Raw genomic sequence first — 17,294 nt, 5'->3', positions numbered from 1 at the left:
ACGCTGGCGACGCGGGGCCAACCCGATAGGCTAGGTGTGCGTCAGTACCTGTGTGAGCGCTGTGAATACCGTGAACCTGCTGACGCGGCACACCGTGCAAACCGGGGTCGAGGACAGGCAGGGGTTCATGCTCGAAGGCAATGCGGAACGCAGTGTCGAGGCGACCCTCGGCCACTTGCGGGTCATGGACGGGCCGGCGCCGGTGCAGACGCCGGCGCCGCTGAACCTCGAAGACCTCTACCGCCAGCACCGGATGCGGCTGGTCCGGCTGGCGATTCTGCTGGTGGACGAGCCCGCGACCGCGGAAGACGTGGTCCAGGAGGCCTTCACCGGCCTGCACCGCAACTGGGGCCGGCTGCGTGACGCCGCCGCTGCTGTCGGTTACCTGCGCACCGCCGTGGTCAACGGGTCGCGCAGCGTGCTGCGCCGCCGCAAGACCGCCCGGGAGTACGTGCCGCCGCACGCGGTCAACGCGCGGTCCGCGGAGAGCCTCGCGATGCTCTCCAGCGAGCACCAGGCCGTGGTCAGCGCGCTGTCCAAGCTGCCGCCCCGCCAGCGCGAGGTGCTGGTGCTGCGCTACTACGGCGGACTGAGCGAAGCCGAGATCTCTGAGGCCGCAGGCATTTCGAAGGGTACCGTCAAGTCGACCGCCAGCCGGGCGCTCGAGGCCCTCCAGAAGGCCATGCAGGCCCCACAGTGACCCGGGTGGACCATCCCGATCACTGAGTCGTATCACCATGCTTGGTCCAGACCAATATATGCTGGGGTGCGTGAGAGGCGCCGGAGATTTCGTGATCATGGGCGGCCGGGTCGCCGCCCCGGACCGTGTACTCGACGACGGCTGGGTAGCCGTCTCCGACGGGCGGATCGCCGGCGTGGGTTCGGGGACCCCGCCGTCCGGCGAGCACGTGGACGTCGGCGGGGCACTGGTCGTACCTGGATTCGTCGATACCCACTGCCACGGCGGGGGAGGTGCTTCGTTCACCTCCCTCGATCCCGAGGAGCTCTTGACGGCGGTGCGAGCGCACCGCCGTCACGGCACCACGACCATGCTCGCCAGCCTGGTCTCCGATCCCGTGGACATCCTGCGTGAGCAGGTGGCCGCACTGCGTGAGATCGTCCAGGACGGCGAGGTCGCGGGCATCCACCTGGAGGGGCCCTTCATCTCGAAGGCCCGCTGCGGGGCCCACGACCCGGAGACGCTGCTCGAGCCCGACACGGGCACGGTCGACAAGCTGCTGCGGGCCGGCCAGGGCGCGATCCGGATGGTCACCATCGCCCCCGAGCTGTACGGCGGCGTGAAGGCCGTCCGCCAGCTGGCCGAATCGGGCGTCATCGCCGCCATCGGGCACACCGACGGCGTCGAGGAGCAGCTGCTGCCGGCGATCGACGCCGGCGCGAGCGTCGCGACGCACCTGTTCAACGGCATGCGCCCGCTGCACCACCGCGAGCCCGGCCCGGTCGGCGCGCTGCTGGACGACGAGCGCATCACCATCGAGCTCATCTGCGACCTGGTGCACCTGCACCCGACCGTGGTGCGGCTGGCCGCCAAGCACGCGGGGCGCAACCGGACGGTGCTCATCACCGACGCGATGTCGGCCACCGACGCCGCCGACGGCCGCTACACGCTGGGCCGGCTCGAGGTCGACGTGCACGACGGCGTCGCCACCCTCGCGGACAACGGTTCGCTGGCCGGCAGCACCCTGACGATGGACACCGCCTTCCGCAACCTCCTCAACGGTGCGAAGCTCGGCATCCTCGACGCCGTGCACGCGACGTCGCTGCGGCCCGCCGAGCTGCTCGGCATCGCCGACCGCACCGGCTCGCTCACGCCGGGCAAGGTGGCGGACATCGTCGTGCTCGACACGGACCTGCGGCCGGCCAAGGTGCTGCGGCGGGGACAATGGGTCGCCGAGGTGGGAACGGCTACCTTGAGCACCTGAACGAACACGAGGAGACGGGCGGGATGAGCGAGCCGAAGGACCCCGAGCAGCTGCTGGCGGACGCCCTTCGCGCGCAGGCCGTCTTCGCCCCGCAGGTGTCGCCCGCCCCGGTCCGGGACTCCGAGCCGGGTACCGACGCCGTGCCCACGGACGCGCTGGCCACCCCCGCCGAGCTGCCCTCGGCGTACGGGCTGCTTTCCGGCGCCAGCGCGGACTCCCTCGAGCGGGAACGCGCGGCGCTGGACGACGCCGACGCCGACGCGCCCACGACGTTCACCCCGCGCCCGGAGCCGGAGACCGTCCGGCAGCCGGCGTCGTCCGGCGCGCAGCTCCCGGCGTACTGGATCCTGATGCTGGCGGTCCTGCTGGGCCTCGCCGCGGGGTCCGTGGTGGGCCTGCTCACCCTGGTCTGAACGGGTCTTATCAGGCACTCAGGGTGACCCTGTACCGTTTTTGAGGTGATTCTCGCCCAGAGCACGGTCAACACGATGTCGCTGCTGCCGTCATGGCTGGACCCGCAGCACTTGCTGAGCGGCCTGACTACGCCGGTCCTGGCGGTGCTGTGCCTGATCATCTTCATCGAGAGCAGCGTCTTCCCGGTGCTGCCCGGTGACTCCCTGCTGTTCACCGCCGGCCTGTTCATCGCGAACGGCACCCTCGACGCCTCGCTGTGGCTGGTGTGTGTGCTGGTCACGGTCGCGGCGCTGCTCGGCAACGTCGTCGGGTACTACCTCGGCTACTTCGCCGGACCCAAGCTGTTCAACCGGCCGGACTCGAAGTTCTTCAAGCGCGAGTACATCGACAAGACGCACGAGTTCCTGGAGAAGCACGGCCCCAAGGCGGTCGTGCTGGCCCGGTTCGTGCCCTTCGTCCGGACGTTCATCACCTGGATCGCCGGCATCGGCCGGATGGATCCGAAGCGTTACTTCACGTACACGGTCATCGGCGGCATCCTGTGGGCCGCGGGCATCACGATCCTCGGGTCGCTGCTCGGGAACATCGGCTTCATCCGGAACAACGTCGACTCGATCTTCGTGCTGATCGTGCTGGTCTCGGTCGTCCCGATCCTGTTCGAGTACCTCAAGTCGCGGCGCGAGAAGAAGGCGTCGGCCGCGATGGCGTCGTCCGACCCCGAGGTCACGCAGCGCATCCCGCGCATCAAGGACTGATTCTTTCCGTAGAAACGGCGAAGGGCCCTCACCGGTCGGCGGTGAGGGCCCTTCGCCATTCCGCGGATCAGGTCATCGAGAACATCGAGCCCGGGTTGAACAGGTTCTCCGGGTCGAGGGCCCGCTTGATCTCCCGGTGGACGCGCATCCCGACCGGGCCGATCTCGCGTTCCAGCCACTCGCGCTTGATCTTGCCGACGCCGTGTTCGCCGGTCACGGTGCCGCCGAGCGAGAGCCCGATCTCGAGGATCTCGTCGAACGCGCGCTGGGCGCGGGCGAACTCGTCCGGGTCTTCGGGCCGGTAGACGATCGTGGGGTGCATGTTGCCGTCGCCGGCGTGCCCGACCACGGCGATCCGCAGGCCGACGTCTTCGCTGACCTTTTCGCAGCCGCGGATGAGCTCGGCGATGCGCGTGCGCGGCACGCAGACGTCGTCGGTGAGCCAGAGGCCGTAGGTCTCCAGGGCCGTCAGCACGACCCGGCGGGCCTGCAGCAGCATCCGGCCTTCTTCGAGGTCCTCGGTGGTGTACGCGAGGTCGGCCCCGCAGTCGACGCAGATCTGCTCGAGCTTGGCCAGCTCGCGGCGGGCGACCTCACCGCCGGCGTCGGACTGGCCGAGCAGCAGGGCCCGGCAGTCCGAACCCGCGCCGAGGTCGGTCTTGAGGTAGGCCTCGGACGCCTTGATCGAGGACGCGTCCATGATCTCCAGCAGGGACGGCACAAGCCCTTCGCGGACGACGCGCGCGACGGCCTCACCGGCGGCTTCGGTGCTGCTGAAGCCCGCGACGAACGTCGCCGGCGCCTGCGGCAGCGGCTTGAGCTGCACGGTCGCCTGCGTGATGACGCCGAGCGTGCCCTCGCTGCCGACGAACAGCCGCGCGAGGTCGTACCCGGCGACCCCCTTCACGGTCCGGCGCCCGGTCCGGAGGATCTCGCCGTCCGCCAAGACGACTTCGAGGCCGAGGACGGAGTCGGTGGTGACGCCGTACTTCACGCAGCAGAGGCCGCCGGCGTTGGTGGCGAGGTTGCCGCCGAGGGTGCACCAGTCGTAGCTGGACGGGTCCGGCGGGTAGAAGAGGCCGTGCTTCTCGACGGCGTTGCGGAAGTCCAGGTTGACGACCCCGGGCTGGACGACGGCCAGCCGGTTCCCGGCGTCGATCTCGACGATCTCGTTGAGCTTGGTCAGCGCGAGCACCACGCAGCCCTCGATGGCGTTGGCGGCGCCGGACAGCCCGCTCCCCGCCCCGCGCGGCACGATCGGCACCTTCGCCTCGGCGCAGGCCTTCACGACGGCCTGCACCTGCTCGGTGTTCTCGGGCAGCACCACGGCCAGCGGCGTGCCCGACGGCGCGAGCGGCATCATGTCGCGCGAATACGACGCCGTGACGTCGGAGTCGGTGAGCACGGCGCTCTTGCCGAGCAGGTCGCGGAGCCGGGTGACCAAAGCTTCGTCGCTCATGACTTCATGGTAAGCCCGGATAGTCCGCACTGCGGAAATCTTCTTTCGAATCCGCCCGGTCCGCGCAATGCCGTGAAGGGCACCTTCAGGGACATACAAGCCATGAGGGTGCCCTTCAGGACACGCCCGGGTCAGCGGATCACGCCGAAGACCTTGTCGAAGTGCAGGGTCAGCAGTACGCGCTGGTCGGTGACCATCGCCTCGCGGTACTCGGCCCAGTTCGGGTGCTCGCCCGCCGCGCGGCGGTAGTAGCCGACCAGGGCCTCCACGGTCGCGTCGTCGGGCGCGGCGGCCGGCTGCGTCAGCTCCGCGCGGGCCTCGGCGACCACGTAGCTCCAGCCGTCCTCGCTGCCCACGTGGTAAGTGACCCGCGGGTCGCGGCGCATGTTCTTCGTCTTCGCCCGGGTCTCGGTGATGGACGCGGTGACGGTGTCCGTCTCCGGGTTGTAGAGGTGGGTGATGGTGGACAGCTGCGGCCGGCCGTCGCGGCGGATGGTGGCCAGGACGCCGTGGCGGCGCGCGGTGATGAATTCCCTCAACGCTGTGTCGTCGGTCATACCCCTTCCAACCCGTCGGCGCCGTCGTTGTTCCGCAGTCCGGAGGACGCGCTCACACGGCCGGGTGTCACCCATAAGCGCAGCTCAGCGCCCTCGAACCGCACAGAAGCGACAAACTGGGGCACGGGAATCTGCTTGCATACGGCAACTAAAGTGTGTTGTGACACATCGGGCGGTCCTCGCTTGCAGAACCGTCCGTAAAGGCACATCCTTGCCTGAGGCAACTAGTTGCAGCCGCCAACCAAAGCCGCGTGAGGACCAACCATGGCACCCGACAGCTCAGCAGCAGCCCGGCCACGGGCCGAACTGGATCTGGCCGACTCGCTCGGCCATGAGCTCGTGCGCTTCATCCGGTTGATCAACAAGGCGAAGTCCCAGGTCTCCAAGCAGGGACCGGACGGGATCGAGCGGGCGGCCTACGCGATCCTCTTCACCCTCATCCACGAGGGCCCGCAGCGCACCAGCCGGCTGGCCGAGTCGCTGCACGCCGAGATCTCGACGATCAGCAGGCAGTCGAGCTCGCTCGTCCAGCACGGCCTGGTCGAGCGCCAGGCCGACCCCGAGGACGGGCGGGCCTGCCTGCTCGCGCCGACAGCCGAGGGCCTCCGGGTGTTCGAAGAGAACCGCAAGCAACGCAATCAGTGGCTGGCCGAAGTGCTCGAGGACTGGTCGGAAACGGACCGCCAGAACCTCAACCGGCTCTTCGGCCGGCTCAACACAGGTATCGAGAAACACTCTCCACAGCTGGCGGACGCGCAGGCGCCGACCGCTGCACCGGCCAAGGGGGCCACTGCATGAGCACCACCGTCGAAAAACCCGATCTGCCATTGCCGTCGAAGGCCTTGCCGCAGCTGAGCCACCGCCAGATCGTCACGATCCTGAGCGGGCTGATGTGCGGCATGTTCCTGGCGGCGCTCGACCAGACGATCGTCGGCACGTCGATCGTCAAGATCGCCAACGACCTGCACGGCTTCGACCTGCAGGCGTGGGCCACCACGGCGTACCTGATCACCTCGACGATCGTCACGCCGATCTACGGCAAGCTGTCCGACATCTACGGCCGCAAGCCGTTCTACCTCGCCGCGATCACGATCTTCGTCGCCGGTTCGCTGGCCTCGAGCTTCTCGACGTCGATGTACGAGCTGGCCTCGTTCCGCGCGGTCCAGGGCCTCGGCGCCGGCGGTCTGATGTCGCTGGCCATGACCATCATCGGTGACGTCGTCCCGCCGCGGGAACGCCCGCGGTACCAGGGTTACATCCTCGCCGTGTTCGGTCTCTCGACCGTGCTGGGCCCGGTGCTGGGCGGCTTCTTCGCCGGCTTCGACACCCTGGCCGGCATCTCCGGCTGGCGCTGGGTCTTCCTGATCAACGTCCCGATCGGCATCATCGCGCTGTTCGTCGTGGCGAAGGTGCTGAACGTGCCGCACGAGCGCCACGACCAGAAGATCGACTGGTGGGGCGCGCTGGCGCTCGTCGTCGCGGTCGTGCCGTTCCTGATCGTCGCCGAGCAGGGCCAGAAGTGGGGCTGGGGCGACGGCAAGGCGATCCTCTGCTACGTCGTGGGCGGCGTCGGCGTGATCGCGTTCATCCTGATCGAACGGCTGATGAAGGACGCCGCGCTGATCCCGCTGCGGCTGTTCAAGAACTCGACGTTCACCGTGGCCATCATCGGCGGTGTCATCGTCGGTGTGGCGATGTTCGGCGCGATCACGATGATCCCGCAGTTCATGCAGGTCGTGCAGGGCTACACGCCGACCGAGTCCGGGTTGCTGATGCTGCCGCTGATGGCGGGCATCATGACCAGCTCGATCGTCTCCGGCCGGATCACGTCCAAGACCGGGCACTACAAGATCTTCCCGATCCTCGGCACCCTGCTGATCGCGGTCGGCGCGTTCTTCTTCGCGCAGGTCGAGTACAACTCGGCGCTGTGGCACCCGCTGGTCGCCGCGGCCATCATCGGCCTCGGCCTCGGCCAGTGCATGCAGACGCTGGTCATCGCGGTGCAGAACGCCGGCCCGCGCAGCGACATGGGCGCCTCGACCGCGTCGGCGACGTTCTTCCGCCAGATCGGTGGTACCGCCGGTGTCGCGATCTTCCTGACGATCCTGTTCAACACGCTGGGCCCGAACATCACCAAGGCCTTCGGCGGCAAGCTGCCGGCGGGTGCGGGTGCCGGGGTCGCCAACCTGTCCGAGAACACCAGCGGCATCCAGGACCTGCCCGAGGCGATCAAGACCCCGGTGCTGATCGGCTTCACCGAATCGATCACCACGGTGTTCTACGTCGCGGGCGCGGTGGCCCTGCTGGCCACCGTCGTGCTGCTGTTCATGAAGGAGATCCCGCTGGCCGGGATGAACCCCGCCGCGGCGGCGGTCGAAGGCGGCGAAGCGTTCCTCGACGCCGATGCCGAGGCCGACGACTTCGCGGACGCGCCCACCGAGATCGTCGAGCCGGTCCGCCCGCTCGACCGCGAACCGGCGCTCGTGGGCGGCGGGAAGCACGCACTGAGCAACGGGCACGGTGACTACCAGGCCGTGTCGGGCGCGCTGCCGATCACGAACTCGATCTCGGACGCCGAAATCGACACCCCGGTCGGCGCGGGTGGCGTGCCGGTCATCGGGCACGTGCGCCGCCAGGACGGCAGCCACGTCGCGGGCGCCGCGCTCACCCTGATCGACCAGCGCGGCCGCCAGGTCGCGCGGGCCACCGGATCGGGCGACGGCAGCTACTCGGTGCCCAGCCAGGGCCCGGGCGCCTACGTCCTGATCGTGTCGGCCCACGGCCACCAGCCGCAGGCCTCCAGCGTCGTGATCGGCAACGGGCCGGCGACGGTCGACGTCACGCTCACCGGGTCCGGCGAGCTGACCGGCACCGTGAAGGCCGCCGCCACCGGCGCGCCGCTGGCGAGCGTCACGGTCACCCTGACCGACAGCCGCGGCGAGGTGAACGGCGCGTTCATCACGACCACGGACGGCACCTACGCCTTCATCGGCGTCGGCGCCGGGGCCTACACCCTGGTCGCCAGCGGCCCGGGCTACCGGCCCGTCGCGGTGACGCTCACCGTGCCGGACAGCGGCGTGCTGCGCCACGACGTCGAGCTGGCCAGCTCGGTGCTCCTCGCGGGCACCGCGCGGACCGAGGGCGACCGGATCGTCCCGGACGCGCGGATCACCGTGCTCGACCCCGAAGGCAACGTGGCCGCCGTGGCCCGGACCGACAGCGAAGGCCGGTACCTGGTCAGCGACCTGCCCGCGGGCGCCTACACCGTGGTCGCGAGCGGCTACCCGCCGGCGACCAGCCAGGTGGAGCTGACCGGTGGCGAAGCGGACCACGACGTCCGGCTGAGCTACGACCAGGCCCTCGACGAGCTGGTCGACCGGTCATGACCGGACTGCGCGCCACCCTGCGCACGGCCGAGGGCTGGGCGGTGGAGCACGCGGTGCTCACCGTCACGGACCCGGCCGGGCGCCAGGTCTCGCGGCAGGCGGCCGACGTCCGCGGCGAGGTGGCCACCGACGCGCTCGCGCCGGGCACCTACACCGCGGTCGTCACGGCGGCCGGGTACACCCCGGTCGCCCGGATGGCGCAGATCGCCTCGGACGGCACCGGCTCGCTCGGCGACGTCGTGCTGGCCCCGGTCGCCGAGGCGATCGACCTGCCGCCCGCCGGGGCGTGGACGATCGACCCGATGCACTCGTCGGTCGTCGCGACCGCCCGCCACCTGGGCATCGCGAGCATCAAGGCGCGGTTCCCGGACGTGTCGGGCCGGCTCGAGATCGGCCGCCCGGCCGAGCAGTCGTCGGTGCACGCCGAGATCAAGGCGGCGAGCATCGACACCGGCATCCGGATGCGCGACGACCACCTGCGGTCGCCGGACTTCCTCGACGTCGACGTCCACCCGGTGATCACCTTCGCGAGCCGGGGGATGCGCCAGCGCGGCGTGGACTCGTGGACGCTGGTCGGCGACCTCACGCTGCACGGCGAGCGCCGCGAGATCGAGCTGGAACTGACCTACGGCGGCTGGGGCCCGGACCCGTGGGGCGGCGTCCGCGTCGCGTTCCACGCCGAGACGCAGCTGCACCGCAACGACTTCGCGATCAACTACAGCGCGATGGTCCGCGCCGGCGTCGCGGCGGTCGGCACGACGGTGAAGGTCGAACTGGACATCGAAGCGGTCCAGGGCGAGTCACTGCCGCAGTTCTGAGAAACCCTCGTCGAAGGCCCTCTCACCGCTGGTGAGGGGGCCTTCACGGTTGGTGCGGGGTGCGGCTTCCGGACCGCTCGATTCGGTCGTTGGCCGCGGGACGTTCACCTGGGGCACGTAGGCTTCGGGGGTGAACGTCGTGAGCGTGGAGGCCGCGGGCGTCGGCGTGAGCTGGCTGGACACCGCCGGGCCCGTGCTCGTCTGGGTGATCGTGCTGAGCTTCGTGCTCGTCGAATGCGCGCTGATCATCGGCCTGTTCCTGCCCGGCGACTCGCTGCTGTTCGGCGCCGGCGTGGTGCTGGCCCAGCACGGCTCGGACCTCAACGCGTGGCTGCTGTCGGGCGCCGCGCTGATCGTCGCCGTGCTCGGCAACCAGATCGGTTACTACATCGGGCGCACCGGTGGCTCCAAGCTGATCGCGCGGCGCGACGGCAAGGTGCTCAACCGGCAGAGCCTCGAACGCGCGCAGGAGTTCCTGGACCGCCGGGGCTTCTTCGCGATCGTCGCCGCGCGGTGGATCCCGTGGATCCGCACGCTCGCGCCGCTCATCGCCGGGGCCGCCCGGATGGACCCGCGCCGGTTCATGCTGGCGACGGCGCTCGGCGGGCTGCTCTGGGTGCCGACGCTCGTGCTGCTCGGCTACTACGGCGCCGGCCTGCTGGACGTGCTGCCGTGGCTGAAGACGGCCGCGCTCTGGGCCAGCGTGGCGTTCTTCGTGTTCGGGACCGCGTACGGCGTGCTGCGCTACCGCCAGGAAATGCGCCGTCCCGTCGAAAAGGCCGATGAGACGGACGACGCGCGCGCCTGACTCAGAGTTCCGGGTCGGCCCAGATCTCCAGCTGGATGCCGTCGGGGTCGCGGAACACGACCACCCGGGATCCCTCGAAGGTGCGCGACGGCGCGGCCGGCAGGTAGGAGACGCCGAACTCGGCGAGCCGGTCCTCCCACTCGACCAGCTCGGTCACCGAACCCACCTTGAACGCGACGTGGTCCAGCCCGGTCCGGCGTTCGTCGAAGCCGCGTCGGCCGGTGTCGGCGTGCTGCACCAGCACGACGGAGAACTCGTCCCCGGCGGAGCGCAGCACGACCTTCCGCAGTCCCGTGTCCGGCTCTTCGCGCCGGGTGACCTCCTCGAGGTCCAGGACCCGGGCGTACCACGGCACACTGCGGTCGACGTCGGTCACGGTCAGCGCCAAGTGGTGCACGGACATGAGTTTCGCCATGGCTTTCGAAGCCGTCCTTTCGCGTGGCGGCTCCCCAGAGTTGCACAGCGTTCGCTTGGCAAAACGTCGGTGACCAAGTTCCCGGGACAATCGTGATCTCGCCGTCTCCGGCCGTCCCAGTACGCGGACGCTGGTGACCGACCGTTATTTCGAGGTATCGTAACGTACGCGCACGATCACCGACCGCCACCGACGGCCAGCACCGCGCCGGTGGTGAACGACGCCGCCGGCGACAGCAGCCAGAGCACGGCTTCGGCGATCTCGCTCGGCTGGCCGGCGCGGCCCATCGGGATCAGCGGGGCGAACTTCGCCATCCGGTCCGGCAGGCCGGCCGCCGCGTGCAGCCCGGTGTGGATCATCCCGGGCGCGACGGCGTTGACCCGGACGTCCTCACCCGCGACCTCCTGGGCGAGCCCGAAGGTCAGGGTGTCGACGGCGGCCTTCGACGCGGCGTAGTGCACCCACTCCCCGGCCGAGCCGGTGCGCGCGGCCGTCGAGGAGATGTTGACGATCGCGCCGCCCGCGCCGCCGTGCCGCGTCGACATCCGGCGGACGGCCTCGCGGCAGCAGAGGAAGACGCCGGTGACGTTCACGTCGAGGGTGCGCCGGACGACGTCGACCTCGTACTCGTCGAGCCGGCCGGGGGTGTTTCCCGTGGTGGCGGCGTTGTTGACCAGCGCGTCGACCGGCCCGAGGGACGCGGCGGCGTCGAACAACGCGCGCACGTCGTCCTCGGCCGAGACGTCGGCGCGGACCGCCAGCGCTCGCTGCCCGAAGGCCCGCACGCGCTCCGCGACCTCCTCCGCGGGCGCGGCAGCACCCGAGAAGTTGACGACGACGTCGTACCCCCGCGATGCGGCCAGCTCACAGATGGCGGCACCGATCCCCCGGCTGCCGCCGGTGACGATCAGAACTCCTGTCATACACTTCAGTATGCGAGGTGAGCATCACTAGGCCTCAGGCGAACCGCCGTGCGAAAAATAATGCGACATAACGCCTGATTCAGACTTTCGCAACCAACGCGAGAACAACCCTGAGAAGGCAACCACCACAGCGGCCGTTGTCACACTCAACCACCCAATCGCCGACCCAGGGTGGTTGAAAATCGCGACTACGCCGATGACCAGATAGGCCACGGGAGCAAGAAAGAAGAACGTGAGACGAGAGAACACCGCAAGTAGACGGCTAGCTCTCCGTAGCCGCTGGTCCTCGACAGCTATGGCCTTGCTTGCCATCACCCCGCCGTGAGCGACCTTGCGCGCGTACTCGAGATACTCGTCCAACGTGAGCTTTCCATCTAGGAAAGCATCTCGCTCCGCCGATCTGATCGACGTGAGATAATGATCATCGGACACTCTGCCAGCAGGCTTCTTGGTCACCTTGCTCATTTACAGCACCCCTCACGGACTCACCAAACCTAGATCAGCGAAAGCTCGTCGAACTTCAGTTGCGCAAGCCCGGCAGCCAAAACGCCAGCTATCAACATTATATACCTTCTGTCAATATCCTTCAGAGTCTCCTGCTCGGGTGAATCAATTGACAAAAGCCCGAATCTCTGTGCGTCCGCATTTACGGGAACCGACAACATCGTCCGATAGCTTCGCTCTTTGGGTTTCACCATGTAGGAGGGCGCCTCAACGTGCAGATCTTTGACAAGCAGAGCATCTTCGCCCAACGCCCGGTCCACCGCGTTGCGTGCATCTGCCTGGCGATCTCGGTCGCTGTCGCTGTGGTCCGCCGGATCGAACGTCTTCCTTGGCGCAGTCTCACCCGGTCGACCTTCGTAGTTCACTCGAACGAGTCGATCGCCATCGAGCAGGTAGAAGCAACTGCGATAACTCTCCCTACTACCGCAACCGCACTGACCGCGCAAGGTCTTCAGCGCCAGCCCTAAGAGCACCTTGATAGCGGATTGCTTCTCCCGGAGGTCGTGCGAGGCCGACACGTGCCCCAACGCGGCCACCAACGGCTGACTGGTCTCGGCAAGTGAGATGCGTAGTCGTTCCTTGCTCGACTCGACCTCAAGACTCGCTCGCCTGACCCGGATTTCTTTACGAACAGCCAACAGCGCACTACCCGCGGTGCAAACGATCACACCGATGATCAAATATGCCTTCACCGCCCCCTGGTTGGCAGCTGCAAGGAAGGAAAGAATCGGAACACCGACCGGCAGGATAACTCCAAGCGCGTGGCGGAGAGTCGACCTGACCGTCTGGTTGAGCATGATGACGTGACCCCTTACGGTTCAGTCAGATTGCAAAAGCAACGAATACGCCAACGCAACCCTCGGTGACCGAGAGGTCATCTGCTCGCGTCTGTCGCGTCCAACAGTCGGGGTGCCGCCGCACTCCGTTACAACGGCAACGACACCCCAGCCGAAAATGTTCGCAGATCAGCTACGAGCAGGCACCTGACAAATACTAGACAATCCTTCGAATCAAGATCTCACAGCGCGAAGTTGACCAGCGGGAGGTTCTCCAGCACGAGGTCCGCGCGGTCCCGCGTCTGCGTGATCAGGTCGGCGTTGCGCTGGTCCGAGCCGAGGGCCCGCTGCCGCGCCTCGACGAGCGAACGGCCGTAGCGGCGGTGGCGCGACACCAGCCGTTCGATGCGTTCGGGCTCGTCCGGCGCGAGGAACCAGGCCTCGGTGAGCAGCGGCCGGATGGCGCTCCACGGGTCGTCCGGCAACAGGAGGTAGTTGCCCTCCGTGATGACCAGCTGGACCTCCGGGGCGACGGCGACCGCGCCCGCGATCGGCTCTTCGATCTCGCGGCGGAACTCCGGCGCGTACACCGTCTCGCGGCCTTCGGCGAGGCGCCGGATCAGGTGGTAGTAACCGGCCGCGTCGAAGGTGTCCGGCGCGCCCTTGCGCTCGGCGCGGCCGAGCCGGCGCAGCTCGACCTGCGCCAGGTGGAAACCGTCCATCCCGACCACGGCGGCGCGCGAACCGAGCGCGTTGGCCAGCGCCCAGGCCAGCGTGGTCTTGCCGGACGCGGGCGCCCCGATGATGCCGAGCACGTTGCGCTGCCCGCGCACGGTCAGCCCCTCGGCCCGGGCGAGCAGGTCGTCGAACGCCGTCATGTTCTGTTCCTTCCTGCGATCGCGGTCGTCCAAGACCGCGGTCCCACAAACCGCACCCGTTCGGCGGCCACCTCGTTGGCAAAGCGGATCCGGTCCGCCACCGTGTGTTCTCGTGCCACGGCGACGGCGAGCGCGCCGTGCCAGACGTCTCCCGCACCTAGTGTGTCCCGCGCTTCGACGGCCGGCACGGGCACCTCTCCCGAACGCCCGTCCGCGGTCGACCACCGCACCGGACCAGGGCCGGACGTGGTGATGACGGTCGGCACGCCCCGCTGGTGGAGGCCCGGTTCCGGCGCCCGGAAGTGCGCGGAGCAGGCGGCGACGTCGACCAGCGGCAGCAGCGCGTCGAGCACGGGCTTCCAGCTCCCGGCGTCGAGCACGACCGGCACGCCCGCGGCCCTGGCCGCCTTCGCGACGTCCAGCGCCAGCTCCGGATAGTGCCCATCGAGCAAAACGACATCAGCTGTCAAAGGCGGCACTTTCACGTGAAAGTGCCGCCCTCCGGCGTTGCGGGAGACGACCGTGCGCTCGCCGTCGCGGTCGCGGACGGCGACGGCGCTGACCGACGGCGGATCGGGGTGCTCGGGGGCCAGGTCGACGACCTCGACGCCGTGGGTTTCGAGGTCGGCGCGGGCGAGCGCCGCCAGCGGGTGTGCACCGAGGACCGTCAGCAGCGTCGCCTCGGCCCCGAGCGCGGCGGCCGTCACCGCGGCGTTCGTCGCGGGCCCCCCGGCCGCGACGTCCACCTGCAGCGACTGCACCTTCTCGCCCGGAGCCGGCAGTTCGGTGACGCGCTGGACGACGTCCACGGTGCACAACCCCGCCAGCAGCACCCTCATTTCAAGCCGGCCACGTGGGTCGCGGCAGCCGCCTCTTCGATCTCGCCGTTCTCGTTGAGCCGCAACGCCCCCGTGAGCAGGCCGACGACCTGGTTCATCGAGTGCGTCTTCGGCGAGACGACCGCGACGCGCTTGCCGAGGCGGTGCACGTGGATGCGGTCGGCGATGTCGAACACGTGCGGCATGTTGTGGCTGATCAGCACCACCGGCAGGCCGCGGTCGCGGATCCGGCCGATCAGGTCGAGCACCTTGCCGGACTCGGCGACGCCGAGCGCGGCGGTGGGCTCGTCCATGATCACGGCTTTGGTGCCGAACGCAGCGGCGCGCGCGACGGCGACACCTTGGCGCTGGCCACCGGAGAGCGTCTCCACGAGCTGGGTGATCGACTTGATGTTGATGCCCAGCTCGTCGAGGATCCGCTGCGCCTCGGACCGCATGGTGGCCGTGTCGAGCTTGCGGAACAGCCCGAACGCGCCGCCGATGCGCTTCTCGCGGCCGAGGAACATGTTCGACGCGATGTCCAGCGCGGGCGCGACGGCGAGATCCTGGTACACCGTCTCGATCCCGTACTGGCGAGCGTCCAAAGGGGACTTGAAGTGGACGGTCTCACCGTCCACTTTGATCTCACCCTCGTCCGGGATCACGGCCCCGGACAGGGTTTTGATGAGCGACGACTTCCCGGCGCCGTTGTCGCCGACGACGGCGAGCACCTCGCCGGGCAGCAGGTCGAAGTCGGCGCCGTCGATGGCGGTCACCCGGCCGTAGCGTTTCACCAGGCCACGGGCCTGCAGGATCGGTTCGGTCATGACTGCTGCCTCCTCGCGATCCGGTCCACCACGACGGCGGCGATGAGCAGGGCCCCGGTGGCGAGGTCCTGGTAGTTGCCGTCGACGTTCATCTGCGTCAGCCCGGATCGCAGCACCGCCACGACCAGCGCGCCCATCAACGTGCCCAGCACCGAGCCGCGGCCGCCGAACAGGCTCGTCCCGCCGAGGACGACGGCGGTGATCGAGTCGAGGTTGCCGAGCTGGAACTGGTTCGGGTCGGCGTTCGGCGTCCGGCCGAGCGCCTGCCACGCGGCGAGGCCGAAGGCGAGGCCCGCCACGATGTACACCGACAGGACCGTGCGGTTGACCTTGATGCCGGACAGCCGCGCGGACTCCGGCGCGTTGCCGACCGCGTAGACGTGCTTGCCCCACGCGGTTTTCGTCAGCGCGTACCAGACCCCGAGGTACATCAGCAGCGCCAGCGTCATGCCGTAGGTGATCGGGATGCCGCCGAAGAGGTAGCGCTTGGTGCCGAGCCACTGCAGCAGGCCGTCGGTCACCGGCACGGCCTGGCCGCCGGCGATCAGCTTGGACACCGCGGTGAGCATGGTGAACGTGCCGAGCGTGATGATGAACGCCGGGAGCTTGATCCGCGTGGCGAGCGAGCCGATGAAGATGCCGACGATGATCGTCAGCACGACGCCGGCCAGCAGCGCGACGAAGCCGTTGGTGCCGGCCGCGGCGAGCTTCGCCATGATCAGCGTCGCGACGACCATCGACGACGCGTTGGACAGGTCGATGCCCGCGATGAGGATGACGAGCGTCTGGCCCAGCGCGAGCGTCCCGACGACCAGCGACTGCTGGACGACGGTGGAGAGGTTGTCGAGGTCGAAGAAGGTGTCCGTGGACAGCGAGAACACCACGATCGCGACGATCAGCGCGAGTGCCGGGCCGACCGCGGGGGCGCGGAGGAGGAACTCGCCGAGCGACTCACGTTCCTTTGTGGACGGACTGGCGACGGTGGCCGTGGTCACTTCGTGCCTCCCCAGCAGTTCTGCAGGCCCCACGCGGTGTCGTGGCTTTCGACGCCGGGCAGGGGCTTGTCGGTGATCACGGCGGATCCGGTGTTGACGAAGCCGGTGGGCTTCTTGCCGGTCTTCGCGTACTCGACGGCGGCGAGCACACCCTGCTCGGCCATCTTCTTCGGGAACTGCATGACGGTCGCGGCGTAGAGGCCGTCCTTGACATTCTGGACGCCTTCGCAGCCGCCGTCGATCGAGCCCATGACGATCTGGTTCGTGAGCCCGCGGGCCTTCAGCGCCGCGTTGGCGCCGCGGCCCATCGGCTCGTTCATCGAGTACACGGCGTTGATGTCCGTGGTGCGCTGCAGCAGGTTCTCCATGCCCTGCTGGGCGAGGCTCTGGTCGCCGTTGGCCGCGGTGTGGCCCTTGATCTCGGGCGAGCCGTCGGTCAGCCCGATGCCCTTGAGGAAGCCGCCGTGGCGCTGGGTGTCGACCGAGCTGCCGGCCGTGCCGTCGACCATCAGCAGCTTGGGCGGGGTGCCCTTGAGCGACGCCTTGACGTACGCGCCCTGCTGCTGGCCGGCCGCGAAGTTGTCGGTGGCGAAGGTGGCGTCGACGGCGTCCGGCGGCTCGGTCGCGGTGTCGAGCGCGATGACCAGGATCCCGGCGTCGCGGGCGTCCTTGATCGCCTTCAGCACGCCGGTCGACGAGCTGGGCGTGATGAGGATGGTGTTCGCGCCCTGTTGCACGAGGTTCTCGATGGCGCGGACCTGGCCGTCGTTGTCGCCGTCGAACTGACCGGCGAGGGCGCTGAAATCGGCGCCGTTGGCCTGTGCGGTGGCTTTCGCGGATTCGCGCAACGCCACGAAGTACGGGTTGGTGTCGGTCTTGGTGACCAGGCCGACCTTCGCCTTTCCACTGCCACCGGTGTTCGTGTTGCCACCCCAGTGGCGTTCCACGGTGCACCCGGTCGTCGTGGCGAGGACGGCGGCCAGCGCGAGTGCTGTGAGACTTCGCTGTCTCATGGGTT

At 68.9% G+C, this 17,294-nt stretch carries 19 protein-coding genes; 8 read left to right on the top strand and 11 right to left on the bottom strand.

What is annotated here, in order from left to right; genetic code table 11:
• The first annotated feature begins 127 nt into the window (after window positions 1-127).
• The 4 genes from OG570_RS12495 (at window position 128) to OG570_RS12480 (ending at window position 3,112) form a co-directional block, all read left to right on the top strand.
• Window positions 128-700, top strand: coding sequence for an RNA polymerase sigma factor (locus tag OG570_RS12495; RefSeq protein ID WP_247063810.1), 573 nt, complete (start codon window positions 128-130; stop codon window positions 698-700).
• A gap of 91 nt (window positions 701-791) precedes the next feature.
• Window positions 792-1,943: an N-acetylglucosamine-6-phosphate deacetylase gene (nagA, locus tag OG570_RS12490; RefSeq protein WP_326951713.1), complete on the top strand. Its 1,152-nt coding sequence runs from the start codon at window positions 792-794 to the stop codon at window positions 1,941-1,943.
• Between the two features lie 23 nt (window positions 1,944-1,966).
• Window positions 1,967-2,356, top strand: a complete 390-nt coding sequence (locus OG570_RS12485) for a hypothetical protein (protein WP_326956587.1) — start codon at window positions 1,967-1,969, stop codon at window positions 2,354-2,356.
• Window positions 2,357-2,401: 45 nt separating this feature from the next.
• Window positions 2,402-3,112, top strand: a complete 711-nt coding sequence (locus tag OG570_RS12480; protein ID WP_326956586.1) for a DedA family protein — start codon at window positions 2,402-2,404, stop codon at window positions 3,110-3,112.
• Between the two features lie 67 nt (window positions 3,113-3,179).
• Here OG570_RS12480 and OG570_RS12475 read toward each other — a convergent pair whose 3' ends face one another.
• A complete protein-coding gene (locus OG570_RS12475; RefSeq protein ID WP_326945225.1) occupies window positions 3,180-4,571 on the bottom strand; it encodes an FAD-binding oxidoreductase in 1,392 nt (463 codons plus the stop codon).
• Window positions 4,572-4,702: 131 nt separating this feature from the next.
• Window positions 4,703-5,128, bottom strand: coding sequence for a PPOX class F420-dependent oxidoreductase (locus OG570_RS12470; RefSeq protein WP_326956585.1), 426 nt, complete (start codon window positions 5,126-5,128; stop codon window positions 4,703-4,705).
• Window positions 5,129-5,392: 264 nt separating this feature from the next.
• On the opposite strand from OG570_RS12470, the gene OG570_RS12465 reads away from it, so the two are divergent.
• The 4 genes from OG570_RS12465 (at window position 5,393) to OG570_RS12450 (ending at window position 10,140) form a co-directional block, all read left to right on the top strand.
• Window positions 5,393-5,926 (top strand): MarR family winged helix-turn-helix transcriptional regulator, encoded by a 534-nt coding sequence (locus OG570_RS12465; protein ID WP_247059290.1) that lies wholly within the window; start codon window positions 5,393-5,395, stop codon window positions 5,924-5,926.
• Window positions 5,923-8,514 carry an MFS transporter gene (locus OG570_RS12460; protein WP_326945227.1) on the top strand — a complete coding sequence of 864 codons (2,592 nt, stop codon included), beginning with the start codon at window positions 5,923-5,925 and terminating at the stop codon, window positions 8,512-8,514. Before OG570_RS12465 ends, OG570_RS12460 begins: the two co-directional genes overlap by 4 nt.
• Window positions 8,511-9,332, top strand: coding sequence for a YceI family protein (locus tag OG570_RS12455; protein ID WP_326945228.1), 822 nt, complete (start codon window positions 8,511-8,513; stop codon window positions 9,330-9,332). The genes OG570_RS12460 and OG570_RS12455 overlap by 4 nt, the downstream gene beginning before the upstream one ends.
• A gap of 130 nt (window positions 9,333-9,462) precedes the next feature.
• Window positions 9,463-10,140: a DedA family protein gene (locus tag OG570_RS12450; protein ID WP_326945229.1), complete on the top strand. Its 678-nt coding sequence runs from the start codon at window positions 9,463-9,465 to the stop codon at window positions 10,138-10,140.
• 1 nt (window position 10,141) lies between these two features.
• Here the strand turns inward: OG570_RS12450 and OG570_RS12445 are convergent, their stop codons facing one another.
• The 9 genes from OG570_RS12445 to OG570_RS12405 form a co-directional block, all read right to left on the bottom strand.
• The gene (locus tag OG570_RS12445; protein WP_247059298.1) at window positions 10,142-10,555 is read right to left on the bottom strand and encodes a VOC family protein; all 414 of its coding nucleotides are present in this window, start codon (window positions 10,553-10,555) and stop codon (window positions 10,142-10,144) included.
• Window positions 10,556-10,731: 176 nt separating this feature from the next.
• A complete protein-coding gene (locus tag OG570_RS12440; RefSeq protein ID WP_326956584.1) occupies window positions 10,732-11,478 on the bottom strand; it encodes an SDR family oxidoreductase in 747 nt (248 codons plus the stop codon).
• A gap of 27 nt (window positions 11,479-11,505) precedes the next feature.
• The gene (locus OG570_RS12435) at window positions 11,506-11,943 is read right to left on the bottom strand and encodes a hypothetical protein (RefSeq protein WP_326956583.1); all 438 of its coding nucleotides are present in this window, start codon (window positions 11,941-11,943) and stop codon (window positions 11,506-11,508) included.
• A 29-nt stretch (window positions 11,944-11,972) separates the two neighbouring features.
• Entirely contained in the window at window positions 11,973-12,779 is an 807-nt protein-coding gene (locus OG570_RS12430; RefSeq protein ID WP_326956581.1) for a hypothetical protein, read from the bottom strand.
• A gap of 221 nt (window positions 12,780-13,000) precedes the next feature.
• Window positions 13,001-13,636 (bottom strand): nucleoside/nucleotide kinase family protein, encoded by a 636-nt coding sequence (locus OG570_RS12425; RefSeq protein ID WP_247059300.1) that lies wholly within the window; start codon window positions 13,634-13,636, stop codon window positions 13,001-13,003.
• Window positions 13,633-14,475: a PfkB family carbohydrate kinase gene (locus tag OG570_RS12420; RefSeq protein WP_326956580.1), complete on the bottom strand. Its 843-nt coding sequence runs from the start codon at window positions 14,473-14,475 to the stop codon at window positions 13,633-13,635. The genes OG570_RS12425 and OG570_RS12420 overlap by 4 nt, the downstream gene beginning before the upstream one ends.
• Complete coding sequence (locus OG570_RS12415) at window positions 14,472-15,281, bottom strand: ATP-binding cassette domain-containing protein (RefSeq protein ID WP_247059304.1); 810 nt, start codon at window positions 15,279-15,281, stop codon at window positions 14,472-14,474. The genes OG570_RS12420 and OG570_RS12415 overlap by 4 nt, the downstream gene beginning before the upstream one ends.
• On the bottom strand, window positions 15,278-16,276 hold the full coding sequence (locus tag OG570_RS12410) for an ABC transporter permease (RefSeq protein ID WP_326956579.1): 999 nt from the start codon (window positions 16,274-16,276) through the stop codon (window positions 15,278-15,280). Before OG570_RS12410 ends, OG570_RS12415 begins: the two co-directional genes overlap by 4 nt.
• Window positions 16,273-17,289 (bottom strand): substrate-binding domain-containing protein, encoded by a 1,017-nt coding sequence (locus OG570_RS12405; protein ID WP_326956578.1) that lies wholly within the window; start codon window positions 17,287-17,289, stop codon window positions 16,273-16,275. The genes OG570_RS12410 and OG570_RS12405 overlap by 4 nt, the downstream gene beginning before the upstream one ends.
• Window positions 17,290-17,294 lie beyond the last annotated feature (5 nt).

Source organism: Amycolatopsis sp. NBC_01286, assembly GCF_035982555.1.
Taxonomy (GTDB): domain Bacteria; phylum Actinomycetota; class Actinomycetes; order Mycobacteriales; family Pseudonocardiaceae; genus Amycolatopsis.
This window is presented reverse-complemented; position numbering and strand designations above follow the sequence as displayed.